This is a genomic window from Mycobacterium simulans (genome assembly GCF_900232995.1).
GTDB classification, from domain to species: Bacteria; Actinomycetota; Actinomycetes; order Mycobacteriales; family Mycobacteriaceae; genus Mycobacterium; species Mycobacterium simulans.
The window spans coordinates 90,755-106,777 of record NZ_OCVX01000007.1 but is presented as its reverse complement, the minus strand read 5'-3'; the positions used below and the strand labels follow the sequence as shown (position 1 = coordinate 106,777).

Sequence of the window (16,023 nt, the reverse complement as noted above, 5' to 3'; positions counted from 1 at the left end):
ATGCACGCCGCGACCGCTGACACCCATCCGCTGCTGTCGCAGCTGTCGGCGCTGCATCGCTTCCGAATTCAGGTCGACGTTGCCGTCGTCGTCGTGGTGCTGGTGCTGACCAACCTTATTGCGCACTTCACTACCGTTTGGGCGAGTATTGCCACCGTCCCGGCCGCTGCCGTCGGACTGGTGATCCTGGTCCGGTGCAACGGCCTGGGCTGGGCCGACCTCGGCCTGGGCCGGGAACATTGGAAGTCGGGCCTGGGATATGCGCTTGCGGCCGTGGCCGTCGTCGTCTCGGTGATCTCGATCGGTGTGCTGCTCCCGATGACCCGGCCGATGTTCCTGAACAACCACTACGCGACGATCTCCGGCGCGCTGATCGCCTCGATGGTCATCATTCCGCTGCAAACCGTCATTCCCGAGGAACTCGCCTTCCGCGGTGTGCTGCACGGGGCGCTGAACCGGGCCTGGGGATTTCGCGGTGTCGCTGTGGCGGGCTCGCTGCTATTCGGTCTGTGGCACGTAAGCACGTCGTTGGGTCTGACAAGTGGCAATGTGGGCTTCACGCGGCTGTTCGGCGGCGGAATCCTCGGGATGATGGCGGGGGTGACGCTAGCCGTGTTGGCCACCGGCGCGGCAGGCCTCGTGTTCAGCTGGCTGCGCCGCCGCAGCGGCAGCCTGATCGCACCGATCGCGTTGCATTGGTCGCTGAACGGGATGGGTGCCCTGGCCGCCGCGCTGGTCTGGCACCTATCTAGTTGAAGTCCAGCTGAACCTGCTGAATTACAGCTGAACCCGGCTACACCAGCAGCACAGCCGCCCCGGCGATTCGCCCCGCGCTAAGGTCGCTCAGTGCGCGGTCCGCTTGTCCGAGCGGGTATTCGGGCGTGGTGACCTCGATGCGATGCCGGCCAGCGAAGTCGAGAAACGCGCGCGCATCGGCCCGGGTGTTCGACGTGACCGACCGTATCTGACGCTCTTGAAACAAGTGCCGCTGGTAGTTCATGACCGGAATATCGCTTAGATGAATCCCGGCCACCGCCAAGGTGCCGCCCCGGTCCAGCGCCGCCAGAGCAGGCAGCACCAGGTCACCCACCGGCGCGAACAGGATCGCGGCGTCCAGCGGCACGGGCGGCCGGTCAGCGGCGCCTTGTGCCGATGCGGCGCCAAGCTCCAGCGCCAACTCACGGGCCCGGGCACCACGGGTCATGACGTGCACCTCGGCGCCCTGTGCCAACGCGACCTGCGCGGTGATGTGGGCGCTTCCGCCAAACCCATAGAGGCCCAATCGCCCACCTGGAGGCAGCTCGGCACGCAGCAGGGAACGGTATCCGATGATTCCGGCGCACAGCAACGGCGCAAGCTCGCTGTCGCTGTAGCCACTCGGCAGTCGGTGTGCGAAAGCCGCAGGGACCGTGGCAAATTCGGCGTATCCACCGTCCGCATCCCAGCCGGTGTAACGGGACTTTGGGCACAGGTTCTCATTGCCCCGAACGCAGTACTTGCACATTCCGCAGGTGTGCCGCAGCCAGGCAATCCCCACCCGGTCCCCCACCTTGAAACCCGCGCCGGCGTCGGCCTCCACCGCCGACCCCACCTCTGAGCCCACTTCCAAGACCTCCCCCACCACTTCGTGGCCGGGCGTTACCCCGTCGCGGTGCACCGGAAGGTCGCCCTCGGCGACGTGCAGGTCGGTGCGGCACACCCCGCATGCGTGCACCGCCACCAGCAGCTCGGATGGTTCGGGCCGCGGCACGTCGGTCGTAACTCGTTGCAGCGGGCCAGTTTCCATCGGGCCGGGCTTGCGGACCTGCCACGCCGTCATCGTAGTGGTGGTCGGCACCATCGCTCCTTGCTCCCGCCCTCTGATCACAAGGGCCACAACGGGTTAGCACGTTAAGTTCGTCGCACCATGCCGACAATCCAGAGCAGGATCACCGAGCCGAGGATCGCAGTGAACAACGTGAACCACCAGCCGCCGGCTGCGGTATCGACGAAGAAGCTCAACAGGAAGCCGCCGATCAACGCACCGACGACGCCGATCACGATGTTCATCAGGATGCCGGCTCCACCGCCCCGGACGATCTTGCCGGCAATCCAGCCCGCGATAGCACCGATGATGATGTAGCCGACCCAGCCCACGCTCGTCAGCGTTGTCGACCGGGCCAGGTATTCAGTAGCTGCCATGACGTCCATCGGGCTCTCCTCGCTATCACTGGCAAAGCCCAGCTCAGATACCGGGCCGTGCCTTCGGTATACCCCGTCTGTGTAACGATTTGGCCGTCGTTTTGTCAGGCCCGGCCGGTTAGGCCGGCATGCTCCGCTGCAGTGTCGGCGCGGGTGCGGGTGCGGTTCCGCCAGCAGGCGCTTGGCCCGGCACCGGAGCGGGCGCAACCGGCGCGGGCTCACCCGGTGCCGGCGCGGGGGCCGGTGGCGGTGTCCAGGGTCGGATTGACTCGGCCAGAATCTTGGCTGCGTTCTTGTCGACGGGGTTGTTCGCCGTCCCAAGCCACACCACGAACCAGCGCTGCGGGGGCCCTGCATTGGGGGTGCTGGCCGCCGGGGTACCCACTACGCCCGTCCAGATCTGTCCGTTGGGCTTGGATGCATCACTGAACTTGACTTCGTAGTAGGACGCGCTGCCCGATATTCCGTTGGCGTTGAGCGGAATGGATTCCTGATTGATCCGCGTGCCGGGGTACGGCATGAAGAACTCACCCATGTCGGAGCCCAGCCGGACGGCCGCCTTGGGGTTGGTGGTCTCGGCGCTGGCGTAAAGCTTCGCGTCTAGCCGGCCCAGCACGATGCGCGTGTCGTTGGCTACCGGTGGCGCCTGCCCCGGCAACGGCGGCTCGCCGATCGACTTGCTCAGCAGCGCCGATCCGTAGTCGAGGTGCGAGGCGTCCGACTCCACCCAACCGGCGGGCACCACGAAGCTGAATCCGCCAACGGCATTGGTGACGCGGCCGGGCTCGGGTGCGTTGGGGTCGACGACGGGTGGCGGCGGTGCGTTGGGGTCGACGACGGGCGGCGGTGGTGCGTTGGGGTCGGCGACGGGCGCCGGCGCTGCGTTCGGGTCGGCCGGCGGCGGCACCGCGTTGGGATCGCCCGGCTGAGCATTCGGCGTATTGGCGGTGCCCGGTGGCGGTGCCGCCGTAGGACTAGCGGGCGCAGGGGCCGCAGTCGTAGGTGGCGCGGGCGCCGGCTCCGGGTCGGCGCTCGAAGTTGCCGGCAACGCAATGGTGGCAGCGCTGGCCCTGGTCACCGCGGCGGTCGCCAACGCGGCCCAGAGTCCTTTGCGACGTGTCGAATTCGGGTCCACCTCATGCATGGCGACGAACCTACCGTGTTACAGCCGTGAAGCAAGGATGACCTGCCCTTCGAACAGGTATTTCTAGGCGGTTCATCAGGAACCGATCCGAAGATGGCCCGAGCAGCGGGCGTGTCGGTCCGGGGCCGGGTGCAGCGCCACCTCGTGAGCCTTGACGCTGAACCACACCCGCGCACCTGGCGTCAGCCGTAACTCTGCGGCGGCATCGACGGTGATGTTTGCGGCCAGACCGGGTGCGCCATCGGGTTGGTCGTGGCCGCGCACCACGACCGCGGGCCCGCGGGTATCCAGCTCGGCCACTGTCACCTCGACGGTATTGCGCGGGCTGCCATGCGGCCGATCTTGATACACGGCCACAGTCGCCGGCGCGAACACCGCGACCGCCTGCACCCCGACCACAAGCTCTTCGCCGGACTCCGGGGCCGGCGCGCCATGCCAGTGCTGTCCAGACGCCGTGACCAATGAGCCGTCGGGACCGATGCTCCCGTTTACCAAGTTGACGCCCGCGATCCGGGCTCCGAAATGGCTGCGCGGTGCGGCGAGCACCTGGGCCACCGGACCGATCTCCGAGATCTTCCCATCCTCGAGCACCAGCACCCGATCGGCCAGGGTGAACACGTCCGTCAGGTCATGGGTGATCAGGATTACCGCGCAGCCGCTGCGAGTGACCACGTTGCGCAGCACCCCACGAATTGCCGCTGCGGCGGCCACGTCGAGTCCGGTCAGCGGCTCGTCTAGGAGCAACACATTGGGTTCAGCGGCTAGCGCCCGCGCGATGGCGACCCGCTGGGCTTGTCCACCCGACAGTTGCCGCGGCTTGCGGTCGGCAAATTGCTCGGCGTCCACTTCCAGCAGCCAGCGCATGGCCGACTTCCTGTCACGAGCACGGCTGGACCGGAACAGCTTCCGACGGCTGTGGGGTCCGAAGGCAACATTGGCGGCCACGCTCATGTGTGGAAACAGCAACGGATCCTGTAAGAGCAAGCCGACGCGGCGGTCGTGCGTCGCCACATGCACCCCGATGGTGGTGTCCGTCAAGACTCGGTGTCCCAAACGCACCAGGCCCGCATCGGGGCGAACCAGCCCCGCGATGACGTGAAGGGCGGTGGACTTGCCGGCGCCGTTGGGTCCTAGCACGGCGAGCACCTCGCCCGCCGACACGGAGAACTCCACGTCCAGACCGCGGTCTGCGACGACCGCGCGGAGCTGCAGTTCGGTCACGGGCGGCTACCTCGTGTCGGTCCCGGTCAGCCTGCGAGCCCCCAGTCCCAGCACAACCAGTGCCGCCACCGCTACCAGCAGGATTGACAAAGCCACAGCGGCATCCGGATCACTCACCCGCTGCAAGTAGATCTCGATCGGCAGTGTGCGAGTGACCCCTTCCCTTGAACCGGCAAACGTGAGCGTCGCGCCGAACTCCCCCAGCGACCGAGCGAACGCAAGCACCGCTCCCGAAACCATGCCCGGAAGCAGTAGCCGCAAGGTGACTCGCCACCAGATCGTGCTAGGCCGCGCCCCAAGCGTCGCGGCTACCACCTCATAGTCGGCTCCGGCGGTGCGCGCCGCGCCTTCGAGGGAAATCACCAGGAACGGCAACGAAACAAAGGTCTGCGCCAGCACTACGGCGGTGGTGCTGAAAGCAATGCTGATGCCGGCGGCCTCCAAGTAATGTCCTAGCAACCCGAGCCGGCCGAACACGTAGAGCAGCGCGATGCCACCTACCACCGGCGGCAGCACCAGCGGCAGCAGGATCAGTGGCCGAAGCAACCGCACCAGCGGGGTCCGGCTACGAGCCAGCACCAGGGCCATCGGGATGCCGAGCAGGACGCACAGCACCGTACTGGCCGCGGCGGTTCTCAGGCTCAACAAGAGCGCCGTCTGCGAGGAGGAGCTCGCGATCAGCGACCAGAAATGCGGCCAATCAACCTTGATCGCTATCGCGGCCAGCGGCAAGGCCACGAAGGCCATCCCCGCGGTGGCTGGCAGATAGACCCAGCGGGGCAGATCGGTAGGCCGGTGCACGGTTGGCTGTCAGGGTTTGGCGAAGCCCGACTGATTCAGAATCCGTTGACCGGTCTCGGACATCACCATGGCCACGAAATTCCGCGCGAGCGTTGGCTGAGGCGCCTTCTTCAGCACGGCAATCGGGTAGACGTTCACCGCGCCGGCGGCTTGGGGAAACTTGACCGTCGTCACTTTGCTTCGGGCGTTGAGCGCGTCGGTGACGTAAACGAGCCCGGCGTCGGCTTGTCCGGTAGTGACCTTGTTGAGGACATCGGTCACGCTGAGTTCGGCGCTGACCGGGTTGAGGTGGATCCCGGTGGCGTCTTCGATGCGACGGGTCGCCGACCCGCATGGCACCGGCTGTTGGCAGATCACCACGCTCAGCCCGGGCCTGGCGAGGTCGGCAAACGATCCGACCTTCTTCGGATTCCCCGGCGCCGTGACGATCACCAGCGTGTTGGACGCAAAGTTGGTCGGTTCAGCGGCCAATAAGCCGGCCTTGGCGACCGTATCCATTTGCGCGGTGTCCGCCGAGGCGAAGACGTCGGCGGTGGCGCCCTGGCTCAACTGAGTCGCCAATTCCGAGGAACCACCGAACTCGAAGCTAATGTCCGCGCCGGGGTTGTCCGCCTTGAATGGCTCGCTGAGCTGATTGAACGCGGACTTCAGGGAGGCCGCCGCAAACACCACGAGCGTTAGTGAGCCCTGCGATGGCTGTGAGTTCGAACTGCATCCCACTAGGCCAGCTACCAGGCTCCAGACCAGCACTCCGGCCAGCACCCCGACACGACGCATGAGTCAAACCCTAATGCCGTGGCGGATGCCAGGCCGTTGCCAGTCCGTTACGCAAATCGGTTGCGTGGCGTGGTGTCGGGAGTTTCGTCAAATAGCTACTGTCCAGTAACATCTACAGGGATTGACGCCATAACACGCTGAGATCCCAGGCGACACTCCTGTGGTGTGCGACCATCGAAAGGATGTTTGACGCGCCGAGTGCGAAGCATAAGCGCTGGTGAACGCCAGGGTCTGGGTTCAACGTTGAACACGAGGAGGTCATGGCAGTGGAGGTTGTGGTCACTGGCGGGGACACCGATCTAGGACGCACAGTAGCCGAGGGGGTTCGCGACGACGGGCACAACGTGACTCTTGTGGGCGCCCGCCGCGGCGACCTCGAGGTCGTTGCCAAGGAACTCGACGTGGATGCGATCGTCTGCGACACAACCGACCCAGCGAGCCTCAGCGAAGCTCGTCGCTTGTTCCCCCATCACTTGGACACCATTGTCAACGTGCCTGCCCCAACATGGGACGCCGGCGACCCACGCACCTACTCGCTCTCCGACACGGCCACCGCGTGGCGCAACGCGCTCGATGCCACAGTCCTTTCGGCCGTGCTCACCGTGCAGGCGGTGGGCGACCACCTACGCTCCGGCGGCTCCATCATCAGCGTGGTACCGGAAAACGCGGCCCCGGGCAGCGTCGACGCGGCGATTAAGGCCGCGATCTCCAATTGGGTTGGCGGGCAGGCCGAGGTGTACGGCACCCGCGGCATCACCGTTAATGCCGTCGCCTGCGGGCGCAGCGTCCAGGACGGCTACGAAGGACTTTCGCGCACACCCGCGCCTGCCGCGGCCGAGATCACGCGGCTGACGAAGTTCCTCACCACCCCCGCGGCACGCCACATCACCGGCCAAACGTTGCACGTCAGCCACGGCGCGCTCGCTCACTTCGCGTGAGCCTCTTGTCGGTTTCTGTAGTTTGACGGGCCCTTCACTACGGTAGATACCGTGGCGATCAGGCTTGGCTTCCAAATTCCCAAATTCTCCTACGGCACCGGCGTGGAGAAGCTTTTCCCGTCGGTCATCGCGCAGGCCCGTGAGGCCGAGGCGGCGGGCTACGACTCGCTCTTTGTGATGGACCACTTCTATCAGCTGCCCATGCTGGGTCCGCCCGAAGATCCGATGCTGGAGGCTTACACCGCCCTCGGCGCGCTGGCCACCGCGACCGAACGGCTGCAGCTGGGAGCGTTGGTGACTGGTAACACCTATCGCAATCCGGCTCTGCTGGCCAAGATCATCACCACCCTTGACGTGGTAAGTGCCGGCCGCGCGGTCCTGGGCATCGGGGCCGGCTGGTTCGAGCTTGAACATCGCCAGCTCGGCTTCGAGTTCGGCACTTTCACCGACCGTTTTCACCGGCTCGAGGAGGCCCTGCAGATCCTCGATCCGATGATCACGGGTGAGCGTCCGACCTTCGAAGGTGACTGGTACACCACCGAATCCGCAATGGCCGAGCCGCGCTACCGCGACCGGATCCCGATTCTGATCGGCGGCGGCGGCGAGAAAAAGACCTTCGCGATCGCCGCGCGCTATGCCGACCATCTCAACATCGTCGCCTCGCTCGACGAGCTGCCGCGCAAGGTGGCGGCGCTGACGGCCCGCTGTGAGGAGGCCGGAAGGGACAGGACGACACTGGAGACCAGCTTGATGCTGACGGTGATGATCGATGAGAACGTCAAGCCGGATCAGCTTCCCGAGCAGGTTAGCGGGCGCATGGTGGTGGGTAGTCCGGCACAGATCGCCGAGCAAGTCCAAACCAAAGTGCTCGACGTCGGTGTGGACGGATTGATAATCAACCTCTCCCCACACGGCTACACGCCCGGCGTCGTTACCACCGCGGCCGAGGCGCTGCGTCCGCTGCTCGGTCTGTAGGCGCCCGATAAGCGGTGCCCTGCGACCAGGACGCTTCCGTAAGTGTGGCTAATTACACATGCCCGCGCCTGGGCGTGTGAGGGCGCGATTGACTACCCTCAAAGGGTCAGTAGCTAACTGCAGCCGCCCGTCAAGGAGACCCCGTCAGGAGCAGCGGAACATGAGTCCCCAGCCAGAACCCACAGCGCAACAGGGCGATCGGCATCGAGTTGTCATCATCGGGTCAGGGTTCGGCGGACTCAATGCGGCAAAGAAGCTCAAGCGCGCCGACGTCGACATCAAGCTGATCGCGCGCACCACTCATCACCTGTTCCAGCCGTTGCTGTACCAGGTGGCTACCGGGATCATTTCCGAGGGCGAGATCGCACCGCCTACCCGCGTCGTGCTGCGCAAGCAACGCAACGTCCAGGTATTGCTGGGCAACGTCACCCACATCGACCTGGCCAACCAGACCGTCGTCTCGGAGTTGCTCGGCCACACCTACGAAACCCCTTACGACAGCCTGATTGTCGCCGCCGGCGCGGGACAGTCGTACTTCGGAAACGACCACTTCGCCGAGTTTGCGCCGGGCATGAAGTCAATCGACGACGCGCTGGAATTGCGCGGCCGCATCCTGAGCGCCTTCGAGCAGGCCGAACGGTCGAGCGATCCGGAACGACGCGCGAAGCTGCTGACGTTCACCGTCGTGGGAGCTGGTCCCACCGGTGTCGAAATGGCCGGGCAGATCGCCGAATTGGCCGAGTACACCCTCAAGGGTGCGTTTCGACACATCGACTCGACCAAAGCACGGGTGATCCTGCTCGACGCCGCGCCCGCGGTGCTGCCACCGATGGGTGAAAAACTCGGTGAGCGCGCGGCCGCACGGCTGAAGAAGCTGGGTGTGGAGATCCAGCTGGGCGCAATGGTCACCGACGTGGACCGCAACGGCATCACGGTAAAGGACTCCGACGGCACCATTCGGCGAATCGAATCGGCGTGCAAGGTGTGGTCCGCCGGGGTCCAGGCCAGCCGGCTCGGCCGGGATCTCGCCGAGCAGTCCGACGTCGAGCTTGACCGGGCCGGGCGCGTCCAAGTGCTGCCCGACCTGTCCATCCCCGGACATCCGAACGTCTTCGTTGTCGGCGACATGGCCGCCGTCGAGGGTGTGCCGGGTGTGGCCCAGGGTGCGATTCAGGGCGCCAAGTACGTCGCCAGCACCATTAAGGCCGAGCTGGCCGGGGCCGACCCGACGGAGCGAGAGCCCTTCCAGTACTTCGACAAGGGTTCGATGGCTACGGTTTCGAGGTTCTCGGCGGTAGCCAAGATTGGGCCGCTCGAGTTCAGCGGCTTTATCGCCTGGCTGATTTGGCTTGTGTTGCACCTGGTGTACCTGATCGGGTTTAAGACCAAGATCACCACGCTGCTGTCCTGGACGGTGACCTTCCTGAGCACCCGACGAGGCCAGCTGACGATTACCGACCAGCAGGCGTTCGCGCGGACGCGGCTCGAACAGTTGGCGGAGCTGGCCGCCGAGGCCCAATCCTCGATGGCCTGGAAGGCTAGCTAAGTTAGCGGCGCTTTCGGTCGTGTCACTTTCATGGGCCGAGGGCCAATGACGTCCTTTTGGCTGCGGCGTCGATCCGTTCGAAATATCGCAACACGTCGGCGCCGGTTTGGCCCTTTCGCAGGTCGGCCAGGACCTCGCCGGTGGCGCCGTTCACCTCGGCTGGTCTGAGTGGGGTAGTTCGATGGGTGTGGAGGGGTGGAGGTTAGGTAGTCGGCTACGCGCCTACGCACGCCCTTGTTGGTGGACGATCGCACAGTCGGAAGTTTCTTCGTGGGGTCGTGTTGACCCCATCGTGATCGGGGCTGTTGATGTCGTCTTTCGTGATAGCGACTCCTGGGATCTTGGCGTCGGCCGCGGAGGGTTTGACCGGGCTCGAGGAGACGATTGGAGCTGCCAATGCGGCGGCGGCCAGCTCGACAACGCACGTGCTGACCGCGGCCGGCGATGAAGTGTCGGCGGCGATCGCGAGGCTGTTTGGCACCTACGGCGACGAATATCAGGCGTTGAGTGCTCAGGCGGCGAAGTTTCATGCCCAGTTTGTGCAGGCGCTGAATGCCGGTGCGCGGGAATATGCGGCAGTCGAGGCCGCCAACGCCTCGCGGTTGCAGACCCTGGGGCAGGACGCGCTTGCCGTGACCAATGCCCACGCCGAGGCGTTACTGGGTCACCCGTTGATAGGGACAGGCTCGACCGCACCCGCGGCAGCCACCCAGATCTACAATGGTCCAATTCCGTGGTTCCCGGGGACGCTGACGATGAACCAGGTGGTATCGGATTCAGGGGCCGTCTCCTATTCGGGCAATCTTGCCGTGGGTGAGGCCGTACTGGCCCCCTTAAGGCTCCTTACTTTGGGGGCTGTACCGGCCAACATGGTGGCGTCGTTCCAAAATTCCGCCGCAATAGCTGTCAGCCAACTCCTAGGGGGACAGGTGCCGGCCGCCCTCCAGACACTCCTGTTGGCTCCCCTCACCGCCGTAAGCGACGGCATTAACGGGACATATACGCTAACTCTGCCGTTGCCTGATGCGCTGGTGCAGCAATTATCATCAGGCGCAATCACGTCAGCCACGATCAGCATTGGGCTTGGACCCCAGGGCACAGTGGGGCCCGCTGTGATTACGGTGCAACCGGGTTCACTTACGGCCACAGTGACGTTGAGTTGAGCGTATGTGACGCGGGCGCCGAACCGCGGGTCCACCGCCGGCGGCGCGGGCGGCGGTATTCTGCTTCGACGAATGACCCAGTTTCAGGCGTTGATCGCCACCGCCGAGGTCCTGGCCGACTCGCGAAAGGATCATACCGGCGCCGGGCCTGGATGTATCCGAGCTAGACAACTTGCTTCGAGATAAACGGCTAACCGGCTAACCGGTCGCCCTGCCAGGTGGTCAGCGTCCCGCCGCCGGCCAACGCCAACGCGGTCGCCCGCGCGTCTATCCCGTCGGGAATCTCCTTCGCCGGGTAGCACAGCTCGCTGATAGTGGCGCCCGGTGCGGCAAGGACGTCGTCGGCCACCGACCCGGCTCCCAGCTCGACCCGGTGCCGCAGCAGTGGCCGGTCACCCCGGTCGGCCTTCAGCGATCCCGACCAAAACCCCTCGCGCTCATTGCATCTGCCGATCTGCACCCGCTCCCGGAAGCGAATCTGGCCGTCGTCGTGCAGAGCAACGACCACGCGGGACAAATGCCGGGCTGACGCAGCGACAACCGTCGGCTCGAGATCCACATCCAGGGTCCCGCTCACATCGATCCGCCAGCTGGCATGCGACGTCGGGGTCTGTCCGCCGGGCAAGGCGACGGTGGCCGCGGCGCTACGGAGCCTGAGTTGCGCGCCTTCCTCGACGATCACCCGAATGTCTATGGTGTCGCCTCCCAAGGGCGTGGCGGCCGCCGATACCAGGTGCACGGTATCCGGTGCGGTGCGGCGCGCCTGGATACCGCCACGGCAGTCGATGCGCGGCAAGCGGTTTCGTGACGCGACAACCAGTACCCTAGAAAGCATCAGTGTCCATCAGCCGACCAGCTGGGTGCGAACCCAGGCCAGAACCTGGCTGGCGGCTGGATCCTCGGTCAACGATTGCAGCACGGTCGGGCGGCCCCCGCGCACCGCGTCGGCGTCGCGCGCCATCACCCGCAGGTCTGCCCCCACCAGCGGAGCCAGGTCAGTTTTGTTGACTACCAATAGATCCGAATAGGTAACTCCGGGTCCGCCCTTACGCGGTACCTTGTCGCCGCCTGCCACATCGACCACGAAGATCTGCACATCCACCAAGCCCGAAGAGAAGGTGGCCGTCAGGTTGTCGCCGCCGGACTCGACAAATATCAGGTCCAGACGTTCGTGGGCGGCGGTCAAGTCGTCGATCGCGTCCAGGTTCGCGGTGATGTCGTCGCGGATCGCGGTGTGTGGGCAGCCGCCGGTCTGCACGGCCGCGATCCGATCGTCGGGCAGGACCGCGTGTTTGCGCAGGAAGTCGGCGTCTTCGGTGGTGTAGATGTCGTTGGTCAGTACCGCCACCGACAGCTCGTCCCGCAACTGCCGACACAGTGCGGCGACCAGCGCTGTCTTGCCGGACCCCACGGGGCCGCCGACGCCGATCCGCAGCGGCTCTCCGGGCTGGCGGACCCGCTTTGGCCGATCGATGTGTGCGTGTGGGTGAGAGTGGGTGTGAGAGTGGGTGTGAGAGTGGGTGTGAGAGTGGGAATGTGGTGGCATTTTTACCTTTCAGGAGGCGAACAGGGGCCGATCGCGTTCGGCATGATGCTGTGCGAGCGCGTCGAGCAAGGGGTCGGATAAGTCGGCGAGTCCGGCGGTTGCCTCGACGGCGGTGCCTTCGCATAGGTCGGAGAGTCGGAAGGTCAGAGCGGCCACGTCGGCGGGGTCCAGCGCCAGCAGTCGCTGTGCGGCGGTGGCCGAACCGGTCATCGTCGTGTAGATGAGGTGCAGGGCGTTGTGCTCGGGGGCGAGGCCGCTCAGCGCTCCGACGCGCCCGGCGACAACCGCAAGATGCGGGCTCAGGCCCAGTGCATCCCATTGCGCGTCGGGCCAAATCACACGCGCCAGACGCGCCAGCCCCCGGCCCTGGCTGCGCGACGCCTGTCTGGCGGCTGGCGCCGGGGTGCGCGCATCGGTCTCGCGATCGGCGTCATCAAGGGCGAGATCGCCGCGCTGTACTGCGACGGCAATCGACGCGGTGACCAGTCCGTGCGTGCGGATCCGCCGTTTAAGGAACGCCTCCAGGGTGGCCAGGTTGGTCACCATCGCGCTGACGACAGCTTCTTCGATGCCACCGGAGTGCACGTGCGCGCCGCTGGGCAGCCGTGAGTCGGCCAAGGCCAAAAGCGTTGCTAGCGAGAGAATCTGAGCCATCAGAACAGGAAGTACCGCTGCGCCATGGGAAGTTCGGCTGCCGGCTGCTGTTGCCACACCTGCCCATCGATACGCACGGTGAAGGTGTCGGGATCGACTTCGATGTTAGGCATGGCATCGTTGAGCGGCAGGTCACCCTTGCTGACCGCACGCACATCGTTTACCGGCGCTAGCCGGCGGTTGACCGCGAGCCGGTCCGCCAGGCGCGCCTCGATCGATTGCGGCGCGACGAAGTGCACCGAGGTGGCTGCCGCGGTTACCGCCGCCGCGCCGAACATCGGCCGCGAGAGCACCGGCTGTGGGGGCGGGATCGATGCGTTTGCGTCACCCATCGCAGCCCACGCGATTGCGCCGCCCTTGATCACGGTATGCGGGCGGACCCCGAAGAACGGCAGCTCCCACAACACCAGATCGGCCAACTTGCCCACCTCGACCGAACCGATCTCGTGGTCCAGGCCGTGCGCGATGGCAGGGCAGATGGTGTATTTGGCGATGTAGCGCCGGACGCGCATGTTGTCGGCTGCACCATCACCGGCAAGAGCTCCACGGCGCGCTTTCATCACATGCGCGGTCTGCCACGTGCGCAACACCACTTCGCCGACGCGGCCCATCGCCTGGGAATCGCTGCCAATCATCGAGATCGCGCCCATGTCGTGTAACAGATCCTCAGCGGCGATGGTGGACGGCCGGATCCGACTTTCGGCGAACGCCAGATCCTCCGGAATCCGGGGATTGAGGTGGTGACACTCCATCAGCATGTCGAGGTGCTCGTCGAGGGTATTGACCGTGTGCGGGCGGGTCGGGTTGGTGGAGCTGGGCAGCACATTCGGCTGTGCCGCAATGGTGATGATGTCCGGAGCGTGTCCGCCACCAGCGCCTTCCGTGTGGTAGGCGTGAATCGAACGACCGGCGATCGCAGCGAGAGTGTCCTCGACGAATCCCATCTCGTTGAGGGTGTCGGAATGCAGCGCCACCTGCACACCGGCCGCATCGGCGACGGTCAAACAGGCATCGATGGCCGCGGGCGTGGATCCCCAATCTTCGTGTAGCTTGAAACCTGAAGCACCGCAATTCAATTGCTCCCAGAGCGCGTCGGCGCTCACGGTATTTCCCTTGCCGAGCAGCGCGAAGTTCATCGGCCAGGAATCCAGCGACTCCAGCATCCGGGCCAGGTGCCACTCGCCGGGAGTGACGGTGGTGGCCTTGGTGCCCAAGGCCGGACCGGTGCCACCCCCGATAATCGTCGTGGTGCCTGCACCGATCGCTTCGGTCAGGATCTGCGGGCAGATCAAGTGGACATGACAGTCGATGGTCCCGGCGGTGATGATGCGTCCATTGCCCTTGATCAGCTCGGTCGATGGTCCGACCACCAGCGCCGGATGCACGCCCGCCATGGTGTCGGGGTTGCCGGCCTTTCCGAGCGCCACGATGCGCCCATCGCGAATCCCTATGTCAGCCTTGATGATTCCCCAGTAGTCGATGATCACCGCGCCGGTGATGACGGTGTCGGGTGCGCCTTCGGCGCGGGTCGTGCGCCCCTGGCCCATCGACTCGCGCAACACCTTGCCGCCGCCGAACACGGCCTCGTCCCCGGCCAGTCCTGGTCCCCCGCTACGGTCCTCGGTGATCTCCACGAGCAGGTTGGTGTCGGCCAGCCTGATCCGGTCGCCGGTGGTGGGGCCAAACAGGTGCGCGTACCTCTGCCTAGACAGCGCCGCCATCAAATGTCCAGTCGTCCGGGCGGATTCAGCGTCAAACCGTGGACCTCGCGCCGCCCGCCCAGCGGCACCAATTGGACAGTCTGGGGCACGCCCGGCTCGAAGCGGACCGCCGTGGCTGCCGGAATGTCCAGGCGGTAACCGTGGGCCGCGGCGCGGTCGAACGATAGCGCCGCATTGGCCTGGGGGAGGTGGACATGACTACCGACCTGTACCGGGCGATCGCCGGTGTTGACGATCTGCATCTCGAGTCGTTGGGCCGCCGGATTGATCTCGATATCGCCACTGCCGTAGAAGATTTCGCCGGGAATCATGTGATCGGGTGGTGGACGGTCACCAACTTGGTGCCGTCCGGAAACGTCGCCTCCACCTGAACACTAGCCAGCATTTCCGGCACTCCCTCCATCACTTCGTCGCGGTTTAGCACTTCGCAGCCACTGACCATCAGTTCGGCGACGCTGCGACCGTCACGCGCGCCTTCGAGGATGTGGTCGCTGATGACCGCGACCGCTTCCGGGTGGTTGAGACGCAAGCCGCGGGCCCTACGCCGACGGGCCAGCTCGGCGGCGTAAGACAGCAGCAATCGCTCCTGTTCGTGCGGAGTCAGGCGCATGCTCTGCGATCCTGCCACGCCACGTTACTGACTTCAGCACATGCGGAGCCAACCTCAGTCGTTGGGTTACGGCTCGAGGTTCTGCAACCGCACCTGACCCCGGGCCACCACCCGGTCGCGATCATCGGTGATGGTGACCAACCACAGCTGTTGACGCCGACCACGGTGGACAGGTTCGGCCTTGCCGTGCACCGTCCCGGAAGTGATGGCGCGCAGGAAGTCCGTGTTGTTGTTGACGCCGACGACGTTTCCGCCTCCGTTCGCGGCGAGCCAGGTGAAGGCGGCCGCGCTGGCCATGCTCTCGATCATCGAGCAGTAGACGCCGCCGTGCACGATTCCCATCGGCTGCAACAGCTTGGGCTTGACCTCGAGCTGCGCGCGGGCGCCATCCGGGCTGAGTTCGGTGAATTGCAGACCGAGCTGGGTGTCGAACGGGGCCGTGAAATCCTGCGGAGTAACCGGTTGGGGTGTGTCTGACGGGTCAGGCGAGGATGGCACGTCCTTGTGTCTACACCATCGACCCCATCGCCCCCAGCCCCAAACGGGCGAGCCCCGTGCACCAGGCACGGGGCTCGCCGATCGAGTGGACCGGGGGTCGCTGCAGCCCTCAGGACTCTGCCGCGGTCATTTGTTCGCTCGACCGGTATCAGCATAGGCAAGGCTGCCCTAATTTTGCAAGCATCCATCGCGTAGTGTTGCCAACGTGAGAGACCGGTTTGCGGATGTGCAGCGCCGTGACGTCGGTC

General features: G+C 65.5%; 19 protein-coding genes. 5 read left to right on the top strand and 14 right to left on the bottom strand.

Translation table 11 applies throughout. The features are described from left to right. Complete coding sequence (locus MSIMFI_RS22605; protein WP_191499248.1) at positions 1–756, top strand: CPBP family intramembrane glutamic endopeptidase; 756 nt, start codon at positions 1–3, stop codon at positions 754–756. A 37-nt stretch (positions 757–793) separates the two neighbouring features. On the opposite strand, the gene MSIMFI_RS22600 is transcribed toward MSIMFI_RS22605, so the two are convergent. The 6 genes from MSIMFI_RS22600 to modA all read right to left on the bottom strand — a co-directional run bounded on the left by MSIMFI_RS22600 (position 794) and on the right by modA (position 6,124). Next, the gene (locus MSIMFI_RS22600; protein ID WP_396820580.1) at positions 794–1,819 is read right to left on the bottom strand and encodes a zinc-binding alcohol dehydrogenase family protein; all 1,026 of its coding nucleotides are present in this window, start codon (positions 1,817–1,819) and stop codon (positions 794–796) included. Positions 1,820–1,890: 71 nt separating this feature from the next. Continuing rightward, on the bottom strand, positions 1,891–2,190 hold the full coding sequence (locus tag MSIMFI_RS22595; protein WP_186243273.1) for a GlsB/YeaQ/YmgE family stress response membrane protein: 300 nt from the start codon (positions 2,188–2,190) through the stop codon (positions 1,891–1,893). A gap of 109 nt (positions 2,191–2,299) precedes the next feature. Further along, positions 2,300–3,325 carry an alanine and proline-rich secreted protein Apa gene (locus tag MSIMFI_RS22590; protein WP_191499246.1) on the bottom strand — a complete coding sequence of 342 codons (1,026 nt, stop codon included), beginning with the start codon at positions 3,323–3,325 and terminating at the stop codon, positions 2,300–2,302. 75 nt (positions 3,326–3,400) lie between these two features. Continuing rightward, the gene (locus MSIMFI_RS22585; RefSeq protein WP_191499245.1) at positions 3,401–4,546 is read right to left on the bottom strand and encodes a sulfate/molybdate ABC transporter ATP-binding protein; all 1,146 of its coding nucleotides are present in this window, start codon (positions 4,544–4,546) and stop codon (positions 3,401–3,403) included. A 6-nt stretch (positions 4,547–4,552) separates the two neighbouring features. Next, the gene (locus MSIMFI_RS22580) at positions 4,553–5,347 is read right to left on the bottom strand and encodes an ABC transporter permease (protein WP_191499244.1); all 795 of its coding nucleotides are present in this window, start codon (positions 5,345–5,347) and stop codon (positions 4,553–4,555) included. Between the two features lie 9 nt (positions 5,348–5,356). Next, the gene (modA, locus tag MSIMFI_RS22575; RefSeq protein WP_186243269.1) at positions 5,357–6,124 is read right to left on the bottom strand and encodes a molybdate ABC transporter substrate-binding protein; all 768 of its coding nucleotides are present in this window, start codon (positions 6,122–6,124) and stop codon (positions 5,357–5,359) included. 260 nt (positions 6,125–6,384) lie between these two features. Between modA and MSIMFI_RS22570 the strand changes: the two genes are divergently transcribed. The 3 genes from MSIMFI_RS22570 (at position 6,385) to MSIMFI_RS22560 (ending at position 9,583) form a co-directional block, all read left to right on the top strand. Beyond that, positions 6,385–7,062, top strand: coding sequence for an SDR family oxidoreductase (locus tag MSIMFI_RS22570; protein WP_191499243.1), 678 nt, complete (start codon positions 6,385–6,387; stop codon positions 7,060–7,062). A gap of 51 nt (positions 7,063–7,113) precedes the next feature. Beyond that, on the top strand, positions 7,114–8,037 hold the full coding sequence (locus MSIMFI_RS22565) for an LLM class F420-dependent oxidoreductase (protein ID WP_191499242.1): 924 nt from the start codon (positions 7,114–7,116) through the stop codon (positions 8,035–8,037). A 160-nt stretch (positions 8,038–8,197) separates the two neighbouring features. Further along, on the top strand, positions 8,198–9,583 hold the full coding sequence (locus MSIMFI_RS22560; protein ID WP_191499241.1) for an NAD(P)/FAD-dependent oxidoreductase: 1,386 nt from the start codon (positions 8,198–8,200) through the stop codon (positions 9,581–9,583). A gap of 28 nt (positions 9,584–9,611) precedes the next feature. Here the strand turns inward: MSIMFI_RS22560 and MSIMFI_RS29055 are convergent, their stop codons facing one another. Continuing rightward, positions 9,612–9,737, bottom strand: coding sequence for a hypothetical protein (locus MSIMFI_RS29055; protein WP_263597435.1), 126 nt, complete (start codon positions 9,735–9,737; stop codon positions 9,612–9,614). Between the two features lie 154 nt (positions 9,738–9,891). On the opposite strand from MSIMFI_RS29055, the gene MSIMFI_RS29810 reads away from it, so the two are divergent. Continuing rightward, positions 9,892–10,746 carry a PE family protein gene (locus tag MSIMFI_RS29810; protein ID WP_191499240.1) on the top strand — a complete coding sequence of 285 codons (855 nt, stop codon included), beginning with the start codon at positions 9,892–9,894 and terminating at the stop codon, positions 10,744–10,746. A gap of 190 nt (positions 10,747–10,936) precedes the next feature. Here the strand turns inward: MSIMFI_RS29810 and MSIMFI_RS22550 are convergent, their stop codons facing one another. From MSIMFI_RS22550 to MSIMFI_RS22520, 7 genes are all read right to left on the bottom strand, one after another. Then, complete coding sequence (locus MSIMFI_RS22550; protein WP_191499239.1) at positions 10,937–11,581, bottom strand: urease accessory protein UreD; 645 nt, start codon at positions 11,579–11,581, stop codon at positions 10,937–10,939. Between the two features lie 9 nt (positions 11,582–11,590). Beyond that, entirely contained in the window at positions 11,591–12,292 is a 702-nt protein-coding gene (gene ureG, locus MSIMFI_RS22545; RefSeq protein ID WP_191499238.1) for an urease accessory protein UreG, read from the bottom strand. A gap of 9 nt (positions 12,293–12,301) precedes the next feature. Next, on the bottom strand, positions 12,302–12,937 hold the full coding sequence (locus tag MSIMFI_RS22540) for an urease accessory protein UreF (protein ID WP_191499797.1): 636 nt from the start codon (positions 12,935–12,937) through the stop codon (positions 12,302–12,304). A gap of 8 nt (positions 12,938–12,945) precedes the next feature. After that, on the bottom strand, positions 12,946–14,667 hold the full coding sequence (locus MSIMFI_RS22535; RefSeq protein WP_191499237.1) for an urease subunit alpha: 1,722 nt from the start codon (positions 14,665–14,667) through the stop codon (positions 12,946–12,948). Then, a complete protein-coding gene (locus MSIMFI_RS22530) occupies positions 14,667–14,978 on the bottom strand; it encodes an urease subunit beta (protein WP_191499236.1) in 312 nt (103 codons plus the stop codon). The genes MSIMFI_RS22535 and MSIMFI_RS22530 overlap by 1 nt, the downstream gene beginning before the upstream one ends. Next, positions 14,975–15,277 carry an urease subunit gamma gene (locus MSIMFI_RS22525; protein ID WP_191499235.1) on the bottom strand — a complete coding sequence of 101 codons (303 nt, stop codon included), beginning with the start codon at positions 15,275–15,277 and terminating at the stop codon, positions 14,975–14,977. Before MSIMFI_RS22525 ends, MSIMFI_RS22530 begins: the two co-directional genes overlap by 4 nt. Positions 15,278–15,343: 66 nt before the next feature. Continuing rightward, entirely contained in the window at positions 15,344–15,775 is a 432-nt protein-coding gene (locus MSIMFI_RS22520) for a PaaI family thioesterase (RefSeq protein ID WP_191499234.1), read from the bottom strand. Between the last annotated feature and the right edge of the window lie 248 nt (positions 15,776–16,023).

Coding starts and splice junctions, on each gene's coding strand:
- MSIMFI_RS22605 (WP_191499248.1), top strand. CDS start 1: ATGCACGCCGCGACCGCTGACACCCATCCGCTGCTGTCGCAGCTGTCG.
- MSIMFI_RS22600 (WP_396820580.1), bottom strand. CDS start 1,819: ATGACGGCGTGGCAGGTCCGCAAGCCCGGCCCGATGGAAACTGGCCCG.
- MSIMFI_RS22595 (WP_186243273.1), bottom strand. CDS start 2,190: ATGGACGTCATGGCAGCTACTGAATACCTGGCCCGGTCGACAACGCTG.
- MSIMFI_RS22590 (WP_191499246.1), bottom strand. CDS start 3,325: ATGCATGAGGTGGACCCGAATTCGACACGTCGCAAAGGACTCTGGGCC.
- modA (WP_186243269.1), bottom strand. CDS start 6,124: ATGCGTCGTGTCGGGGTGCTGGCCGGAGTGCTGGTCTGGAGCCTGGTA.
- MSIMFI_RS22570 (WP_191499243.1), top strand. CDS start 6,385: ATGGCAGTGGAGGTTGTGGTCACTGGCGGGGACACCGATCTAGGACGC.
- MSIMFI_RS22560 (WP_191499241.1), top strand. CDS start 8,198: ATGAGTCCCCAGCCAGAACCCACAGCGCAACAGGGCGATCGGCATCGA.
- MSIMFI_RS29810 (WP_191499240.1), top strand. CDS start 9,892: ATGTCGTCTTTCGTGATAGCGACTCCTGGGATCTTGGCGTCGGCCGCG.
- MSIMFI_RS22550 (WP_191499239.1), bottom strand. CDS start 11,581: ATGCTTTCTAGGGTACTGGTTGTCGCGTCACGAAACCGCTTGCCGCGC.
- ureG (WP_191499238.1), bottom strand. CDS start 12,292: ATGCCACCACATTCCCACTCTCACACCCACTCTCACACCCACTCTCAC.
- MSIMFI_RS22535 (WP_191499237.1), bottom strand. CDS start 14,667: ATGGCGGCGCTGTCTAGGCAGAGGTACGCGCACCTGTTTGGCCCCACC.
- MSIMFI_RS22530 (WP_191499236.1), bottom strand. CDS start 14,978: ATGATTCCCGGCGAAATCTTCTACGGCAGTGGCGATATCGAGATCAAT.
- MSIMFI_RS22525 (WP_191499235.1), bottom strand. CDS start 15,277: ATGCGCCTGACTCCGCACGAACAGGAGCGATTGCTGCTGTCTTACGCC.